Annotated in this window: 13 protein-coding genes; 6 read left to right on the top strand and 7 right to left on the bottom strand. The window is 72.7% G+C overall.

The window, feature by feature from the left end:
* Positions 1–45 precede the first annotated feature (45 nt).
* Both OTB20_RS09175 and OTB20_RS09170 read left to right on the top strand, forming a co-directional pair.
* Positions 46–1,914 carry an ABC transporter transmembrane domain-containing protein gene (locus tag OTB20_RS09175; protein ID WP_267816245.1) on the top strand — a complete coding sequence of 623 codons (1,869 nt, stop codon included), beginning with the start codon at positions 46–48 and terminating at the stop codon, positions 1,912–1,914.
* Positions 1,911–3,692 carry an ABC transporter ATP-binding protein gene (locus OTB20_RS09170; RefSeq protein ID WP_267816243.1) on the top strand — a complete coding sequence of 594 codons (1,782 nt, stop codon included), beginning with the start codon at positions 1,911–1,913 and terminating at the stop codon, positions 3,690–3,692. Before OTB20_RS09175 ends, OTB20_RS09170 begins: the two co-directional genes overlap by 4 nt.
* Before the next feature lie 58 nt (positions 3,693–3,750).
* On the opposite strand, the gene OTB20_RS09165 is transcribed toward OTB20_RS09170, so the two are convergent.
* The gene (locus OTB20_RS09165) at positions 3,751–4,542 is read right to left on the bottom strand and encodes a metal-dependent hydrolase (protein ID WP_267757289.1); all 792 of its coding nucleotides are present in this window, start codon (positions 4,540–4,542) and stop codon (positions 3,751–3,753) included.
* Positions 4,543–4,687: 145 nt separating this feature from the next.
* Here OTB20_RS09165 and OTB20_RS09160 point away from each other — a divergent pair, with 145 nt between their 5' ends.
* The 3 genes from OTB20_RS09160 (at position 4,688) to OTB20_RS09150 (ending at position 8,673) form a co-directional block, all read left to right on the top strand.
* A complete protein-coding gene (locus OTB20_RS09160) occupies positions 4,688–7,210 on the top strand; it encodes a DEAD/DEAH box helicase (RefSeq protein WP_267757290.1) in 2,523 nt (840 codons plus the stop codon).
* Positions 7,211–7,334: 124 nt separating this feature from the next.
* Positions 7,335–8,237, top strand: a complete 903-nt coding sequence (locus OTB20_RS09155) for an acyl-CoA thioesterase (RefSeq protein WP_267816241.1) — start codon at positions 7,335–7,337, stop codon at positions 8,235–8,237.
* Positions 8,238–8,271: 34 nt separating this feature from the next.
* Positions 8,272–8,673, top strand: coding sequence for a YchJ family protein (locus OTB20_RS09150; RefSeq protein ID WP_267816239.1), 402 nt, complete (start codon positions 8,272–8,274; stop codon positions 8,671–8,673).
* Here OTB20_RS09150 and OTB20_RS09145 read toward each other — a convergent pair.
* Together OTB20_RS09145 and OTB20_RS09140 are read right to left on the bottom strand one after the other, a co-directional pair.
* Complete coding sequence (locus tag OTB20_RS09145; RefSeq protein WP_267816237.1) at positions 8,637–9,533, bottom strand: DUF6397 family protein; 897 nt, start codon at positions 9,531–9,533, stop codon at positions 8,637–8,639. The two genes, OTB20_RS09150 and OTB20_RS09145, sit on opposite strands and share 37 nt — an antisense overlap.
* Positions 9,534–9,654: 121 nt before the next feature.
* Complete coding sequence (locus tag OTB20_RS09140; RefSeq protein WP_112449847.1) at positions 9,655–10,053, bottom strand: roadblock/LC7 domain-containing protein; 399 nt, start codon at positions 10,051–10,053, stop codon at positions 9,655–9,657.
* Positions 10,054–10,159: 106 nt separating this feature from the next.
* On the opposite strand from OTB20_RS09140, the gene OTB20_RS09135 reads away from it, so the two are divergent.
* Positions 10,160–10,588, top strand: a complete 429-nt coding sequence (locus OTB20_RS09135) for a PPOX class F420-dependent oxidoreductase (protein WP_267816235.1) — start codon at positions 10,160–10,162, stop codon at positions 10,586–10,588.
* Between the two features lie 52 nt (positions 10,589–10,640).
* On the opposite strand, the gene OTB20_RS09130 is transcribed toward OTB20_RS09135, so the two are convergent.
* The 4 genes from OTB20_RS09130 to OTB20_RS09115 are packed head-to-tail and all read right to left on the bottom strand — an operon-like array spanning position 10,641 to position 14,897.
* Positions 10,641–11,279 carry a GTP-binding protein gene (locus tag OTB20_RS09130; RefSeq protein ID WP_267816234.1) on the bottom strand — a complete coding sequence of 213 codons (639 nt, stop codon included), beginning with the start codon at positions 11,277–11,279 and terminating at the stop codon, positions 10,641–10,643.
* Positions 11,279–11,665, bottom strand: a complete 387-nt coding sequence (locus tag OTB20_RS09125) for a DUF742 domain-containing protein (RefSeq protein ID WP_267757296.1) — start codon at positions 11,663–11,665, stop codon at positions 11,279–11,281. Before OTB20_RS09125 ends, OTB20_RS09130 begins: the two co-directional genes overlap by 1 nt.
* Before the next feature lie 11 nt (positions 11,666–11,676).
* A complete protein-coding gene (locus OTB20_RS09120; protein WP_267816233.1) occupies positions 11,677–12,120 on the bottom strand; it encodes a roadblock/LC7 domain-containing protein in 444 nt (147 codons plus the stop codon).
* A complete protein-coding gene (locus OTB20_RS09115) occupies positions 12,120–14,897 on the bottom strand; it encodes a nitrate- and nitrite sensing domain-containing protein (RefSeq protein ID WP_267816231.1) in 2,778 nt (925 codons plus the stop codon). The genes OTB20_RS09120 and OTB20_RS09115 overlap by 1 nt, the downstream gene beginning before the upstream one ends.
* Between the last annotated feature and the right edge of the window lie 73 nt (positions 14,898–14,970).

Below are 14,970 nucleotides of genomic sequence, written 5' to 3'. Positions count from 1 at the left end.
GCGAACCTTGCACGGTTTGGACCACTCGACCAGTCATGGGGCGTCATGCAGATCAGCGATCTTCCGTATCCGGACCCGGGGGTACCGGACGCTCGCTCCGGTCCCCGCTTCCTCTGGTGGCTGGGGCGGGGCCAAATCGGCGGACAGGCCAAAAGCCTCGCCTGGGGGCTGCTCCACTTCGGCGGCGTGGCCGGAATCCCGTACGCCGTGGGCATGGGCGTGGAAGCGGCCGTGAACCGCGACGGCGACCGGCTGCTGTGGGTCGGCGGCCTGCTCGCGCTGCTCGGCGTCGCGGTCTCGGTCGGCGACGCGATGCTGCACCGCACCGCCGTCACCAACTGGATCACCGCCGCCGCGCGGGTCCAACAGCTGCTCGCCCGCAGGACTGCCGAGCTGGGTTCCGCCCTGACCCGGCGGGTCGCGGCGGGCGAGGTGGTGGCCGTGTCCACGGGGGACGTGGAGAAGATCGGCTGGTTCGTCGAGGCGGTCTCCCGCTTCCTGGCCGCCGCTCTGACCCTGGTCATCGGCTGTGTCGTCCTGCTGTTCTACGCGCCCACGATCGGTGTGGTCGTGGCCATCGGCATGCCGGTGCTCGCGCTGGCCGTCCTGCCGCTGCTGCCGCGCGCCACCCAGCGCGCCGACGTCCAGCGGGAGAAGGCGGGCAAGGCCACCGAACTGGCCGCGGACACCGTGGCGGGCCTGCGGGTCCTGCGCGGCATCGGTGGCGAGGAACTGTTCCTCGGCCGCTACCGGGTGGCCTCGCAGGAGGTCCGCGAAGCCGCCGTGCGCAGTGCCCGCATGTGGGCACTGATCTCCGCGATCCAGGTGCTGCTGCCGGGCGTGCTGCTGATCACGGTGGTCTGGTACGGGGCCGCGCTCGTCCTGGACGGCCGGCTGGACGTCGGCGAACTCGTCGCCGCCTTCAGCGCGGTGGCGACCATGCTCTACCCCCTGCGGCACTTCGAGGAGATCGCGATGGCGTACTCCTTCTCGCGCCCCTCCGCCAAGCGGGCGGCGCGGGTGCTGGCGCTGACGCGGACGGACGCGGACGCCTCGAAGGGCGCGGAAGACACGGGCGACGCGAAGGGCAGGGAACGGGCCGCCGTGGCCGAGGCTCCCGCCCCGGGCGCCGACCTGTACGACCCGCGGACCGGTCTGCTCGTCCCGGCGGGCCGGTTCACCGCCGTGGTGTGCGGCGACCCCGACCTGGCGGGCCGTCTCGCGGAACGCCTCGGCGGCCATCCCATCGACTCCGGCGGCGACGACGCCCCGGCCTCCGTCCTGCTGGGCGGGGTCGCGCTGGACGACCTCGCGCTGGACACCGCGCGCACGCTGGTCCTCGTACAGGACAAGGATCCGGTCCTGTTGTCCGGAACCCTGCGTGAGCTGTTCGACGTACCGGCGTCCGGGGCGGTCGAAGCGTCGGCGGCGCTCGCGGCGGCCCAGTGCGCGGACGTATTGGACGCACTGCTGCAGTCCGCGCCGGAGGGGGTGGGCGACCCGATGGACGCCCGGATCACCGAGCGCGGCCGCTCGCTGTCCGGCGGGCAGCGCCAGCGGCTGGCGCTGGCGCGGTCCCTGGTGACCGATCCGGAGGTACTGGTGCTGGACGAGCCGACCTCGGCGGTCGACTCGCACACGGAGGCCCGGATCGCGGAGGGCATCTGCGCCCTCCGCGCCGGGCGCACGACAGTGGTACTGGCTTCCTCGCCGCTGCTGCTGGACCGCGCCGACCGGGTGGTCCTGATCCACGAGGGCAAGGCGGCGGCCAGCGGTACGCACCGCGAGCTGCTGCATGACGATCCGCGCTACCGGGCGGTCGTCACCCGCGAGACCGAGGAAGAACAGCGGCTCCCGCGGCTGGCATCCCTACCGACCGAGTCCGTACTGACAGAGATCGAGGAATCCGCATGATCGGCGTGGCGCCGCCGCATTACGATCCGGCCGCCCCCGAAACGGCCGCGACCCTGCCCGTGGGCAGCTCCGCGACGGTACGGGGCTACGTGCGCGGTCTGTTCCGCCGCCACCGGCAGGCCTTCCTGGTGCTGGTGGGGGTCAACACGGTCGCGGTGATCGCTTCCATGGTCGGCCCGTACCTGCTCGGCGAGGTCGTGGACCAACTCTCCGAAGGGGCACGCGAGCTCCATCTGGGGCGGGTGGGACTGCTGTTCGCCTTGGCGCTCGGCGTCCAGACCCTGTTCGTGCGGCTGGTACGGCTGCGCGGGGCAATGCTCGGTGAGGAGATGCTCGCCGATCTGCGCGAGGACTTCCTCGTGCGGTCGGTGGGCCTGCCGCCGGGCGTGCTGGAGCGCGCGGGCACCGGTGACCTGCTGTCGCGGATCACCACGGACATCGACCGGCTGGCCAACGCGATGCGCGAGGCCGTGCCCCAGCTGGCCATCGGCGTGGTGTGGGCGACACTGCTCTACGGGGCGCTCGCCGTGACCGCGCCGCCGCTGGCGCTGGCGGCGCTGGTGGCTCTTCCGGTGCTGCTGATCGGCTGCCGCTGGTACTTCAAGAGGGCGCCCCGGGCCTACCGTTCCGAGGCGGCCGGGTACGCGGCGGTCGCGGCCGCGCTCACCGAGACGGTGGACGCGGGCCGCACCATCGAGGCGCACCGCCTCGGCGGGCGCCGGATCGCGCTCTCGGAGCGGCGGATCAAGGAGTGGACGGCGTGGGAGCGGTACACGCTGTTCCTGCGGACGGTGCTCTTCCCCGTCGTCAACGTCACCTACATGACGATCCTCGGCTCGGTGCTGATGATCGGCGGGTACTGCGTGATCCAAGGCTGGATGTCGGTGGGGCAGCTGACCACGGGCGCCCTGCTCGCCCAGATGATGGTCGACCCGATCGGCCTGATCCTGCGCTGGTACGACGAACTGCAGATCGCGCAGGTGTCGCTGGCCCGGCTGGTGGGCGTGCGGGAGATCGAGCCGAACGCGGGGGACGCGACCGTCACCCCGGACGGCAGGGACGTCCGGGCGGACCAGGTGCACTTCGGGTACCGCGAGGGCGTCGACGTACTGCACCAGGTGTCGATGTCGGTACCACCGGGCACCCGGATGGCCCTGGTCGGGCCCTCGGGCGCCGGCAAGTCCACGCTGGGCCGGCTCCTGGCGGGCATCTACGCCCCCCGGACCGGCGAGATCACCCTCGGCGGGGCGCGGCTGTCGCGGATGCCGGCGGAACGGGTGCGCGAACACGTGGCCCTGGTCAACCAGGAGCACCACGTGTTCGTGGGCTCCCTGCGCGACAACCTGCGCCTGGCGCGCACGGAGGCCGGCGACGCCGAGCTGTGGGCGGCGCTCGGCGCCGTCGACGCGGAGGACTGGGCGCGGGCCCTGGACGCCGGTCTGGACACCGAGGTCGGCTCGGGGGCCGCCGCACTGACCCCGGCGCAAGCGCAGCAGATCGCGCTGGCCCGGCTGGTGCTGGCCGATCCGCACACGCTGGTGCTGGACGAGGCCACCTCGCTGCTGGACCCGCGCGCGGCACGGCACTTGGAGCGCTCGCTGGCCCGGGTGCTGGACGGCCGGACGGTGATCGCGATCGCCCACCGGCTGCACACCGCGCACGACGCCGACGTGATCGCGGTGGTCGAGGCCGGCCGGATCAGCGAGCTGGGCTCGCACGACGCGCTGGTCGCGGCCGACGGGGCGTACGCGGCCCTGTGGCGTTCCTGGCACGGCTGACGGGTCCCGTGCCGCCGCCCCGCGCGGCGGCGGCACGGGGACGGACCGGGCCGGTCTCTCAGAAGAGGCCGAGGGCCGAGGCTCCGCCGACGCCGCCGAGCAGCATGAACACGGGCATGAGGACCTTGAGCTCCACCCAGCTGCCGGCACGGAAGCGCATCATCTTCGGCGGCCCGATCGGGTACCAGCGCTTGCCCGCGATGGGCAGGGGCCACAGGATCGGGCAGCCGGAGACGGTCAGCGCGTCGCCGATGTCGTGGACCAGGGCGCCGAGCACGATCGGCAGGCCCAGCCACAGGTATTCCTGGCCGGGGTCGGTGAAGAGCCAGCCGGAGCCGTTGCCGGGCTGGTCCAGCACGCCCGCCAGGATCCAGGCGCTCGTCGCCCCGAGCAGCCAGACCAGGACGTCGCTGGACATCCGGGCGGCCCGCCACAGCAAGCCTTCGACGGCGAGGACCAGGTGGACGAAGAGGAGGGCGAGCACGCCCCACCGGTCCGCCGTGACGGCGAGCGCGGAGGAGCCGGCGCCGATCAGCACGGCCCAGACCCAGGTGTGGGTCAGCGTGCGGTGGCCTCCGGTGCGGCGGGCGTCTCGCGGGGCGCGGGTGGCTTTGTAGACCCCGTAGGAGATCTTGTCGACCACCTCGCACAGGCCCCGGGAGAGCGGACCGAAGGCGCGGGAGATCGTCGCCGACTTGTGGTCCAGGTCGGGGGCGAGGGCGGCTCCGGCGCAGATGAGGGCGCCGACGACGAGGACGGGCCAGGGCATCGGGTGTCCTGCGGCGGCTGCCGCGGCACCCACCCCCAGCCAGGCCGCTGCCCCGGACAGTGAGTGCGCCGGACCCATCATGGTCGTTCCCCGCCCCGGTGATTTGCTGGTCGGGCCCTGTCGACGGTGTCGTTCGGGCCGCATCGACGGCACAGCGTACCGTCGATGATCTTCCTTCCGTCCGCCGGTTCCCTGATCCGGCGGGAAGCCAGGCAAGATGGGGGGTGTGACCCTCATTGATCAGCTCCCGCCGAACGCCGACCCCGACGCCCTCTTCGAGGCCTTCTCCTCGTGGGCGGAGAACCAGGGCATCACCCTGTACCCGGCTCAGGAGGAAGCGCTGATCGAGGTCGTCTCGGGCGCGAACGTGATCCTGTCCACCCCGACCGGCTCCGGCAAGAGCCTGGTGGCGGCGGGCGCGCACTTCACGGCCCTGGCCCAGGACAAGGTCACCTTCTACACCGCACCGATCAAGGCGCTGGTCTCGGAGAAGTTCTTCGACCTGTGCAAGCTCTTCGGCACCGAGAACGTCGGCATGCTGACCGGCGACGCCTCGGTGAACTCGGACGCGCCGGTGATCTGCTGTACCGCCGAGGTGCTGGCCTCGATCGCCCTGCGCGACGGCAAGTACGCCGACATCGGCCAGGTCGTGATGGACGAGTTCCACTTCTACGCGGAGCCCGACCGCGGCTGGGCCTGGCAGATCCCGATCCTGGAACTGCCGCAGGCGCAGTTCGTGCTGATGTCCGCGACGCTCGGCGACATGAAGCGGTTCGAGGGGGATCTGACCCGGCGCACCGGCCGGCCCACCTCGATGGTCCGCTCCGCGAACCGGCCCGTCCCGCTGTCCTACGAGTACGTCACGACGCCGATCACCGACACCATCACCGAGCTGCTGGAGACCCGGCAGGCGCCGGTCTACATCGTGCACTTCACCCAGGCCCAGGCGGTCGAGCGGGCGCAGTCGCTGATGAGCATCAACATGTGCACCCGCGAGGAGAAGGACAAGATCGCCGAGCTGATCGGCAACTTCCGCTTCACCACAAAGTTCGGCCAGAACCTCTCCCGCTACGTCCGTCACGGCATCGGCGTGCACCACGCGGGCATGCTGCCCAAGTACCGCCGCCTGGTGGAGAAGCTGGCCCAGGCCGGTTTGCTGAAGGTCATCTGCGGCACCGACACCCTCGGCGTCGGAGTCAACGTCCCGATCCGCACGGTGCTGTTCACCGCGCTGACCAAGTACGACGGCACCCGGGTCCGCACGCTGCGCGCCCGCGAGTTCCACCAGATCGCCGGCCGCGCCGGCCGGGCGGGCTTCGACACGGCGGGCTATGTGGTGGCCCAGGCGCCCGAGCACGTCATCGAGAACGAGAAGGCCCTCTCCAAGGCGGGCGACGACCCGAAGAAGCGCCGCAAGGTGGTCCGCAAGAAGGCCCCCGAGGGCTTCGTGGCCTGGTCGGACATCACCTTCGAGAAGCTCATCGCCGCCGACCCGGAGGCGCTGATCTCGCGCTTCAAGGTCACCAACATCATGCTCCTGTCGGTCATCGCCCGGCCCGGGGACGCCTTCAAGGCCATGCGCCACCTGCTGGAGGACAACCACGAGCCGCGCAAGGCCCAGCTGCGCCACATCCGCCGCGCCATCGCGATCTACCGCTCCCTGCTGGACGGCGGTGTCGTCGAGAAGCTCGACACCCCGGACGCCGAAGGCCGCACGATCCGGCTGACCGTCGACCTCCAGCAGGACTTCGCGCTGAACCAGCCGCTGTCCACCTTCGCGCTGGCCTCCTTCGACCTGCTGGACCCGGAGTCCCCCTCCTACGCGCTGGACATGGTCTCGGTGGTGGAGTCCACGCTGGACGACCCGCGCCAGATCCTCGCCGCCCAGCAGAACAAGGAACGCGGCATGGCCGTGGGCGCGATGAAGGCCGACGGGATCGAGTACGAGGAGCGGATGGAGCGGCTCCAGGAGATCACCTATCCCAAGCCCCTGGAAGAGCTGCTCCTGCACGCCTACGACGTGTACAGCAAGAGCCACCCGTGGGTCCGCGACCACCCGGTCTCCCCGAAGTCGATCATCCGCGACATGTACGAACGCGCGATGACCTTCACCGAGTTCACCTCGTACTACGAACTGGCGCGCACCGAGGGCATCGTGCTGCGCTATCTGGCGGGCGCCTTCAAGGCGCTGGACCACACCATCCCCGACGACCTCAAGTCCGAGGACCTCCAGGACCTGATCGAGTGGCTCGGCGAGCTGGTCCGCCAGGTCGACTCCAGTCTGCTCGACGAGTGGGAGCAGCTGGCGAACCCGGAGGTGGAGACGGCGGAGCAGGCCCAGGAGAAGGCCGACCAGGTCAAGCCGGTCACCGCGAACGCCCGTGCCTTCCGCGTCCTGGTCCGCAATGCCATGTTCCGCCGGGTGGAGCTGGCGGCCCTGGACCACGTCAACGTGCTGGGCGAGCTGGACGGCGACTCCGGCTGGGACGCCGACGCCTGGGGCGAGGCCATGGACGGGTACTGGGACGAGTACGACGACCTGGGCACGGGCCCCGACGCGCGCGGCCCCAAGCTGCTCCAGATCGAGGAGGACCCGGCGCACGGACTGTGGCGCGTCCGGCAGACCTTCGCCGACCCCAACGGGGACCATGGCTGGGGCATCAGCGCCGAAGTGGACCTCGCGGCTTCCGACGAGGAGGGCCGGGCGGTCCTGCGCGTCACCTCGGTCGGCGAGCTCGGCCAGCTCTGACCTCCCACCCCGGTCGGCGAGCTCGGCCGGCTGTGACCTCCACCCGGCTCCGTCCGGGTGGCCCCCCGCCCCGCAACCGACCGGCGCCGCCACGGCCGCCGGGCCCGACAGTGGAGATCCTCTGATGACGAACCCCGCCGAGAGACTGGTCGATCTGCTCGACCTGGAGCAGATCGAGGTCAACATCTTCCGGGGCGCCAGCCCCCAGGAGTCCCTCCAGCGCGTCTTCGGCGGCCAGGTCGCCGGCCAGGCGCTGGTGGCGGCCGGCCGCACCACGGAGAGCGACCGGCCGGTCCACTCCCTCCACTCGTACTTCCTGCGCCCCGGCATCCCCGGAGTGCCGATCGTGTACCAGGTGGAGCGGGTGCGCGACGGGCGTTCCTTCACCACCCGCCGGGTCACCGCGGTCCAGCAGGGCAAGACCATCTTCAATCTGACCGCCTCCTTCCATCACCCGGAGGAGGGCGGCATCGAGCACCAGCTGCCGCCCCGCCTCGACTTCCCGCACCCGGAAACACTCCCGAAGGTCGTGGACGAGATCCGCGAGCACCTGGGCACCCTGCCGGAGGCGCTGGAGCGGATGGCCCGCCGTCAGCCCTTCGACATCCGGTACGTGGACCGGCTCCGCTGGACCCCCGAGGAGCTCAAGGACGCCGATCCGCGCAGCGCTGTGTGGATGCGCGCCGTCGGCCCGCTGGGCGACGATCCGCTCGTGCACACCTGCGCGCTCACCTACGCCAGTGACATGACCCTCCTCGACGCCGTGCGCATCCCCGTGGAACCCCTGTGGGGGATGCGCGGTTTCGACATGGCCTCCCTGGACCACGCCATGTGGTTCCACCGGCCGTTCCGGGCGGACGAGTGGTTCCTGTACGACCAGGAGTCGCCCATCGCGCACGGCGGCCGGGGCCTGGCCCGCGGCCGCATCTATGACATCGAGGGCAAGCTGCTGGTGTCGGTGGTCCAGGAGGGGCTCTTCCGCCCCTACGGCGCCAAGGCCTCCAAGCCGGCCGTGTCACCCCAGTAGTCCCTCCCGTCCTCGAAGAACTGAGCGTGTGCCCATGCCCACCCCAACCCTCCCCTGCCCCTGCGGGCTGCCCGCCGCCTACCCGGAGTGCTGCGGCCGCTTCCACTCCGGCGGACGGCAGGCCCCCACGGCCGAGTCGCTGATGCGCTCCCGCTTCAGCGCCTTCGCCGTCGGCGACACCGCCTACCTCCTGCGCTCCTGGCACGGCTCGACCCGGCCGGGCGTGCTCGACCTGGATCCCGGCCAGCGCTGGGAACGGCTGGAGATTCTGGCGACCGAGCGCGGTGGGATGTTCGAGACGGAGGGCTCGGTGGAGTTCCGGGCGCACTACCGCGAGGGCCGACGCACCGGCTCACTGCACGAGCACAGTTCCTTCGCCCGGGAGAACGGGGCCTGGGTCTACGTCGGCCCCCTCTCCCCCGTCGACTTCGACTGACCCCGAGCTCCGGTCAGGGCGAACTCCAGGCTGGTGCGGTACCAGCCGATCTCGTCCGGTGGTCCGGCCCGCAGCAGCCGGGCCGCCACCTCGGCGGCCGCCGGAACCTGCGGGTGCCCGTAGGGCGGGGGCGGGGCGAGCGCCCCGAGCACGATGCGCTCCGCCGCGTCGGGCACGGTCTCGCGCACGTCCGCTTCGGGCAGTATCGAGGCCAGTACGGCAGCCCGCTCCCACGGGTCCCCGGTCCGTCTCAGCAGGAGCCCGACGTGCCGCTCCCGCCACTTCCGGGGGCGCAGGTCGGCCCTGGCCGCCACCAGCTCCCGGTCCTCGGGCGGCGCGCTCCCGCGCAGCATTCCGGGCTCGCGGGCCGCGAAGTCCCGTAGCTCTGTGGCCAGATAGAGCCACACCACCACCCGGTAGCGGTTGATCCGGTATCCCACCGGAACGAGGTGTCCGCAGCGTGCGAGCCGGGTGAACCGGCTCGGGCCGACCCCCAGGACGGCGGCCGCGGCCGCCGCTCCCGCGACCGTCTCCACGCGCTCGCGCAGCGCCTCCGCGGATCCCTCGGCCGACCGGACCCGGTCCAGCTCGGTCCGGGTGTACCGCGCGGCGGTCCCGGCGACCCCTTGGGGCCCGGTCCGCACGATGCCCAGCTGGACGGCGCGGGCGAACTCGCTGCGGCTCAGCCCCAGTTCCCCGGCGGCCCGCCCGCCGCCCATCAGCCCGGCGGCCTCTTCGCACGCCGCCACGGCGGTCTCCGCCCCAGCCGCCCGCGGCGTCCCCGAGGCCCGTGCATTCCGTAGCGCTCCCTGCGTCTGCGCCGTCCCCGTCGTCTGCGGCGCCTGTGCCGTCTGCGTCATCACGCTCTCCCCCACCCGAGTGATTACCCTGTGTGAAGACCGTAACTCAGAGCGACGACAGCCCGCAGGGGCTGTGGACAACGCCGAGCGGACCGGACGCGAAGCCGCCCGCCCACCCGCCTCAGCCGCCGGTGATCCGCCGTTCCGCGACGCCCAGGTGTTCCCCCACCCGGTTCACCAGCAGTGTCATCTCGTAGGCCACGTGCCCGATATCGGCCTCGGCGGCGCTCAGTACGCACAGGCAGCTGCCTGCCCCCGCCGCCATGACGAAGAGGACCCCTTCGTCGTACTCGACCATCGTCTGGCGGACCTCACCCGCCCGGAAGTGCCGCCCCGACCCCTTTGCGAGGCTCTGCAGCCCCGCCGCTACGGCCGCCAGGTGCTCCGCGTCCTCCCGTGCCAGTCCCGCGCTCGCCCCTGTCACCAGGCCGTCGTTGGAGAGCACCACCGCGTGCCGCACCTGCTGCACCCGTCGCGTCAAATCGTCCAGCAGCCAGTCGAGCTGCTTGTCCAGTGCCATCTACAGTCCCTCCCCATCGACGCGGCCGGTCCGGCCGCGCCCCACCCCGCATAGTCGTGCCGCAAGCCTTCCCCACCAGCGGCTTTCCGGCAAGGAGGATGGACCCATGGTGAAGAAGATGACTCAAGAGGAATGGCGGGAGTTCGTCTCCCGCTCCACCCGCACCGGGAAACTGTCCACCGTCCGTGAGGACGGAAGCCCTCACATCGCTCCCATCTGGTTCGTTCTCGACGGTGATTCCTTCGTGTTCAACACCGGAAAGAACACCGTCAAGGGGCGCAATCTGGCCCGCGACGGCCGCGTCGCGCTCTGTGTGGACGACGACCGGCCGCCCTTCTCCTACGTCGTTCTCCAGGGCCGGGCGGAGATCAGCGAGGACCTGGACGAGATGCTCCCCTGGTCGACCAGGATCGGCGCCCGCTACATGGGCGCGGACCAGGGCGGGGCCTTCGGCCGCCGCAACGCCGTCCCCGGCGAACTCCTCGTGCGCGTCACCGTCGACAAGGTCATCTCTGCCGCCGGCGTGGCCGACTGACCGCGTCCCCGCACCGGCGCACCACCCCACCACCCCTTCACCGCGGGCCGGTTCACACCGAGTCGGCCCGCGGCGCCACCGATTCCAGCAACCGTGCCGTGTGCACCCGTCCCGCGTACTCGACCAGCCGGATCAGCACTTCCTTCCCCGAGTCCTTGTCCCGCGCATCGCACAGCACCACCGGCGTCCCCTGATCCAGGTCCAGCGCCCGCGCGACCTCGTTCGACGAGTAACGCCGCGCGTTCACGAAGCAGTTGACGGCCACCACGAACGGGATCCGGCGGTGCTCGAAGTAGTCCACCGCCGGGAAGCAGTCCTCCAGCCGCCGCGTGTCGGCGAGGACCACCGCTCCCAGCGCCCCCTGCGACAGCTCGTCCCACAGGAACCAGAACCGGTCCTGCCCCGGGGTCCCGAACAGGTACAGCGACAGACCCGACCTGATCGTGATCCGCCCGAAGTCCATGGCCACGGTGGTCGTCGTCTTCTGGTCGACACCACCGGTGTCGTCGACCAGCTCCCCGGCCTCGCTGAGCAGCTCCTCCGTCCGCAGGGGACGGATCTCGCTGACCGCCCCGACCAGAGTCGTCTTCCCGACGCCGAAGCCACCCGCCACGAGTATCTTCAGCGCGAGCGCGGCCAGTTCCTCTCCGCCCTCGGCGGCCGGCGCCGCCCCGTTGTCGTGCAGTCCCATCACAGCGCTCGCAATCCCTCGATGACTTCACGCAGAATCCGCTCGTCCGGCAGCTGTGCGGGCGGCACCGGCCGGCTGACCTTGACGTGCCCGGCCTCCAGCAGGTCCCCGAGCAGCACGCGCACCACGCCCACGGGCAGGTCCGCGTCCGCCGCGAGCTCGGCCACCGACTGGGTTTCGTCCCGGCACAGGCCGAGCAGCGCCCGATGCTCCGGTCCCAGCAGCGACTCGGCCGCCTCGTCCGTTCCCGCCGGATCCACGACGACCAGCGCGATCAGGTCGAACCGGACCCCGTGGGGTCCCGGCTTCGTCCGGCCACCCGTCATGGCGTACGGACGGACGAGCGGGCCCGCGTCGGCGTCGTACCACCGGCCGTTCGTGCTCAAAGCCGCCGCCCTCAACCGGCGGACGGCGGGTGCGCCGCGGACCGGGCCGGGGTGTAGAGGTGTTCGCCGACCCGCTTGACCAGCCGGGCCATCTCGTAGGCGATCAGCCCCATGTCGGCGCCGGCCCCGCTGAGCACGGCCAGGCAGGAGCCGTCTCCGGCAGCTGCCACGAAGAGGAAGCCCTCGTCCATCTCCACCATCGTCTGGCGCACGCCCCCGGCGTGGAAGTGCCGGCCAGCGCCCTTGGCCAGGCTGTGGAACCCGGAGGCCACGGCCGCCAGGTGCTCGGCGTCCTCCCGGCTGAGCGCGCTGGAAGCGCCCACCGCCAGCCCGTCGTTGGACAGGACCACGGCGTGCCGGACCTCCCGTACCCGGACCACGAGGTCGTCCAGGAGCCAGTCGAGTTCGCCCGACCTGCGGACCCCCTCGAGGTCGATCCTCTGATGTTCGATCATCACCGTGCTCCTTCGCCTTCGTCTTCGCCAGTGCCCGCGCCGCCCGCGCGCGGGGATTCCTCGCCGATGCCCGCCTCGGTACGTGCTCCCGTGCCCGGCGCTGGGGAGCCCGGCCCGGTGCCCGCCCGGGTGCCCCGCATCCAGCCCGCCCGGTACGCTGCCATCCGCTCGCGCGCCTGCTCGGGGCTGCGGCCGGGCGGCTCGTGCGCCCCCCGGACACCGGTCGGGACCTTGGGGGCGGGGGCCTCTCGCAGCTGGGGGACGAGGCTTGCCTGCCGGACCCGGCGCGGCAGTTCCGTGACCGAGGCGGCCGGGCCCGAGGGGGCCGTGACCGAGGCGGCCGGGCCCGAGGGGGCCGTGACCGAGGCGGCCGGGCCCGAGGGGGCCGCCGGAGCCGCCGTGACCGCCGGGGCGGGGGTACGCGGGACGGCGCCCGCGGAGCCGCGGGGGCGGAGCGGTGCCACCGGGGAGGGCCGGGGCTCCTCCCGTGCGGGGCCGCGGTCCGGTACCGGGACCCCGAGCACGTGGTCCCGTACGACGCTGATGGCCGGGGACGACTCCCGGACCGCCGGTTCGGGGGCCGCCGCCGGCTCCGGTAGCGCGGAGCGCTCCGCCTCGGGCTGCGGGGCGGCTGCAGTGAGGGCGCCCTGGAGCAGGGAGTTCGGGAGCAGCACCACCGCGGTGGTGCCGCCGTACGGTGACATGCGCAAGTGCACCTTCACACCGTGGCGGGCCGAGAGGCGACTGACCACGAAGAGCCCGAGCCGGTCGCTGTCGAAGAGGTCGAGCGCCTCGGACTGCTCGATGCGCCGGTTGGCGTCCTGGAGGGATTCGCGGCCCATGCCGAGCCCCCGGTCCTCGACCTCCAGGACGTAGCCCGCGCCGACGGGTTCTCCGCTGACCCGGACCTTGGTGTGGGGCGGGGAGAACTGTGTGGCGTTCTCGATGAGTTCGGCGAGCAGGTGGGTGAGGTCGGCGACGGCTCCGCCGACGACGGCGGCCTCGGCGAGCTGGCGGACCTCGACACGCGGGTAGTCCTCGATCTCGGACACGGCCGCCCGCACGACGTTCGTCAGCGGGATCGGCGTCCGCCAGGCGCGCCCGGGGGCGGCGCCCGACAGGATGATCAGGCTTTCCGCGTGCCGTCGCATCCGGGTGGTCAGGTGGTCGAGGCGGAAGAGGTCGCCGAGCTCGTTCGGGTCGTCGGCGCGCCGCTCCATCGAGTCGAGCAGAGTGAGCTGCTTGTGCACCAGGACCTGGCTGCGCCGGGCGAGGTTGACGAAGACCCCGCTCACGCCGCTGGCCAGTTCGGCGCGTTCGACGGCCGCGCTGAGGGCGGCCCGGTGGACCGTGGCCAGTGCGTCGCCGACCTGGGCGATCTCGTCGTCAGCGGCCGGTCCCTGCGATGTCTCGGCGGACACGTCGATGTCCTGTCCGGCCCGCAACCGGTCCATGGCGTGGGGGAGTTTGCGGTGCGCGATCTCCAGTGCGGTGTTGCGCAGCGAGACCAGCTCGACGACGAGGGACCGGCCGATGCGGACCGAGATGACGAGCGAGGCGGCCACGGCGGCCAGGCCCAGGACGACGGCGGCTCCGGCGGGACTCAGCGCACCCGCGCCGAAGGGGTCGGCGCGCTCCGCGGACTCCGCGTGGGCGGCGTCGGCGATCTCCCGCATCGAGGTGGCGACGGAGGCGTACGCCGCCTCCCAGCCGGCGGGCGGGCCGGCCGCAGCGCCGGCCCCGGCTCCGCCGGTTGCGGTCCCGCCCGCTGCGGTCCCGACGGCCGCGGCCAGCGCCCGGTCCTCGGCTCCGGTGAGGTCGGCGTAGGCGGCGCCCTTGGCCACGGACTGCCAGGCGTCCTGCTGGGCGGCGGGCAGGTCCCGGGCCGCCGAGGCGGTCAGGGTCCGTCGGGTCTCGACCGCCCCGGTCAGCCGACGAAGCGTTTCGGCGGTGTGCGCACCCGGCGCCGTCAGCAGGGCGTCCTCCCGCGACAGCTGTTCCCCGGCTTGGGCGAACTCCAGCAGGACCCGGGCGTCGACGCCCAGTTCGGCCTCCTGGCCGCCTCCGGAGAGGGCGCCGCCGACCTCCAGTGCCGCGTCGATCACCCGGGTGTACGTCTCGTAGGCCGCTTCCTGGGTCGCCCGGTGCTCGGCCACGTCCTCGCGTGCCGGACCCAGCCCCTCGGCGGCGGCGACGAAGGCGCGCAGCCGGACGACGATGTCGGCGCGGTAGGCGCCGGAGTCGGCCACGGTGTTGTGGTCGCCGAGCCGCAGCGCCCGTACGGCGCCGTCGGTGCGGCGTGCCTGCTCGTCCAGGGCGACGGCCTGGCCCGGGGCCTGGGCGGCCGCCGCCTGGCCGGCGGTGGGGTCGGCGAGCAGGCGTACCGCCGTGCGCCGTTCGGCCTGCAATGCGGTGAGGGCGGCCTCGACCGGTACCCGCAGTTCCCGGTCGACGCGCTGGGCGCGGCTGAGGCGGGCGACGTCCTGGGCCGCGTCGACGGTCGCGAAGGCCCAGAGGGCGAGCAGGGAGACCACGGGCACCATCAGCAGCGAAACGATCTTCGCACGGACGGTGGCGGGGCGCAGCCGCAGCCGCGGAGCGCCGCCGCCCCTGGCCCCGCCGGGTATCGCCGCGAGCACACCGGAGGTCTCGCGGGCCACCGGCTCCTCGGCGGGCGGCCCGGCGTGCGCCCGGCGGCCCGGCCCCTTGCCACGGCCGCCGGCGGGCGCGGGCGGCCGCGACGCCACTGCTTCCGGGGTACTGCGGGGTCTGCGCATGGGCTCCTCGTTCCGGGCGGTGCGTACGTAAGTGACGGTCGCGGGGGCGGCGGCGGGGGTGGCGGCCGGGCGG

The organism is Streptomyces sp. H27-H1, from assembly GCF_026627445.1.
Classification (GTDB): Bacteria; Actinomycetota; Actinomycetes; order Streptomycetales; family Streptomycetaceae; genus Streptomyces.
The sequence above is the reverse complement of the archived record's forward strand: the minus strand, read 5'-3'. Positions and strand labels throughout refer to the sequence as shown.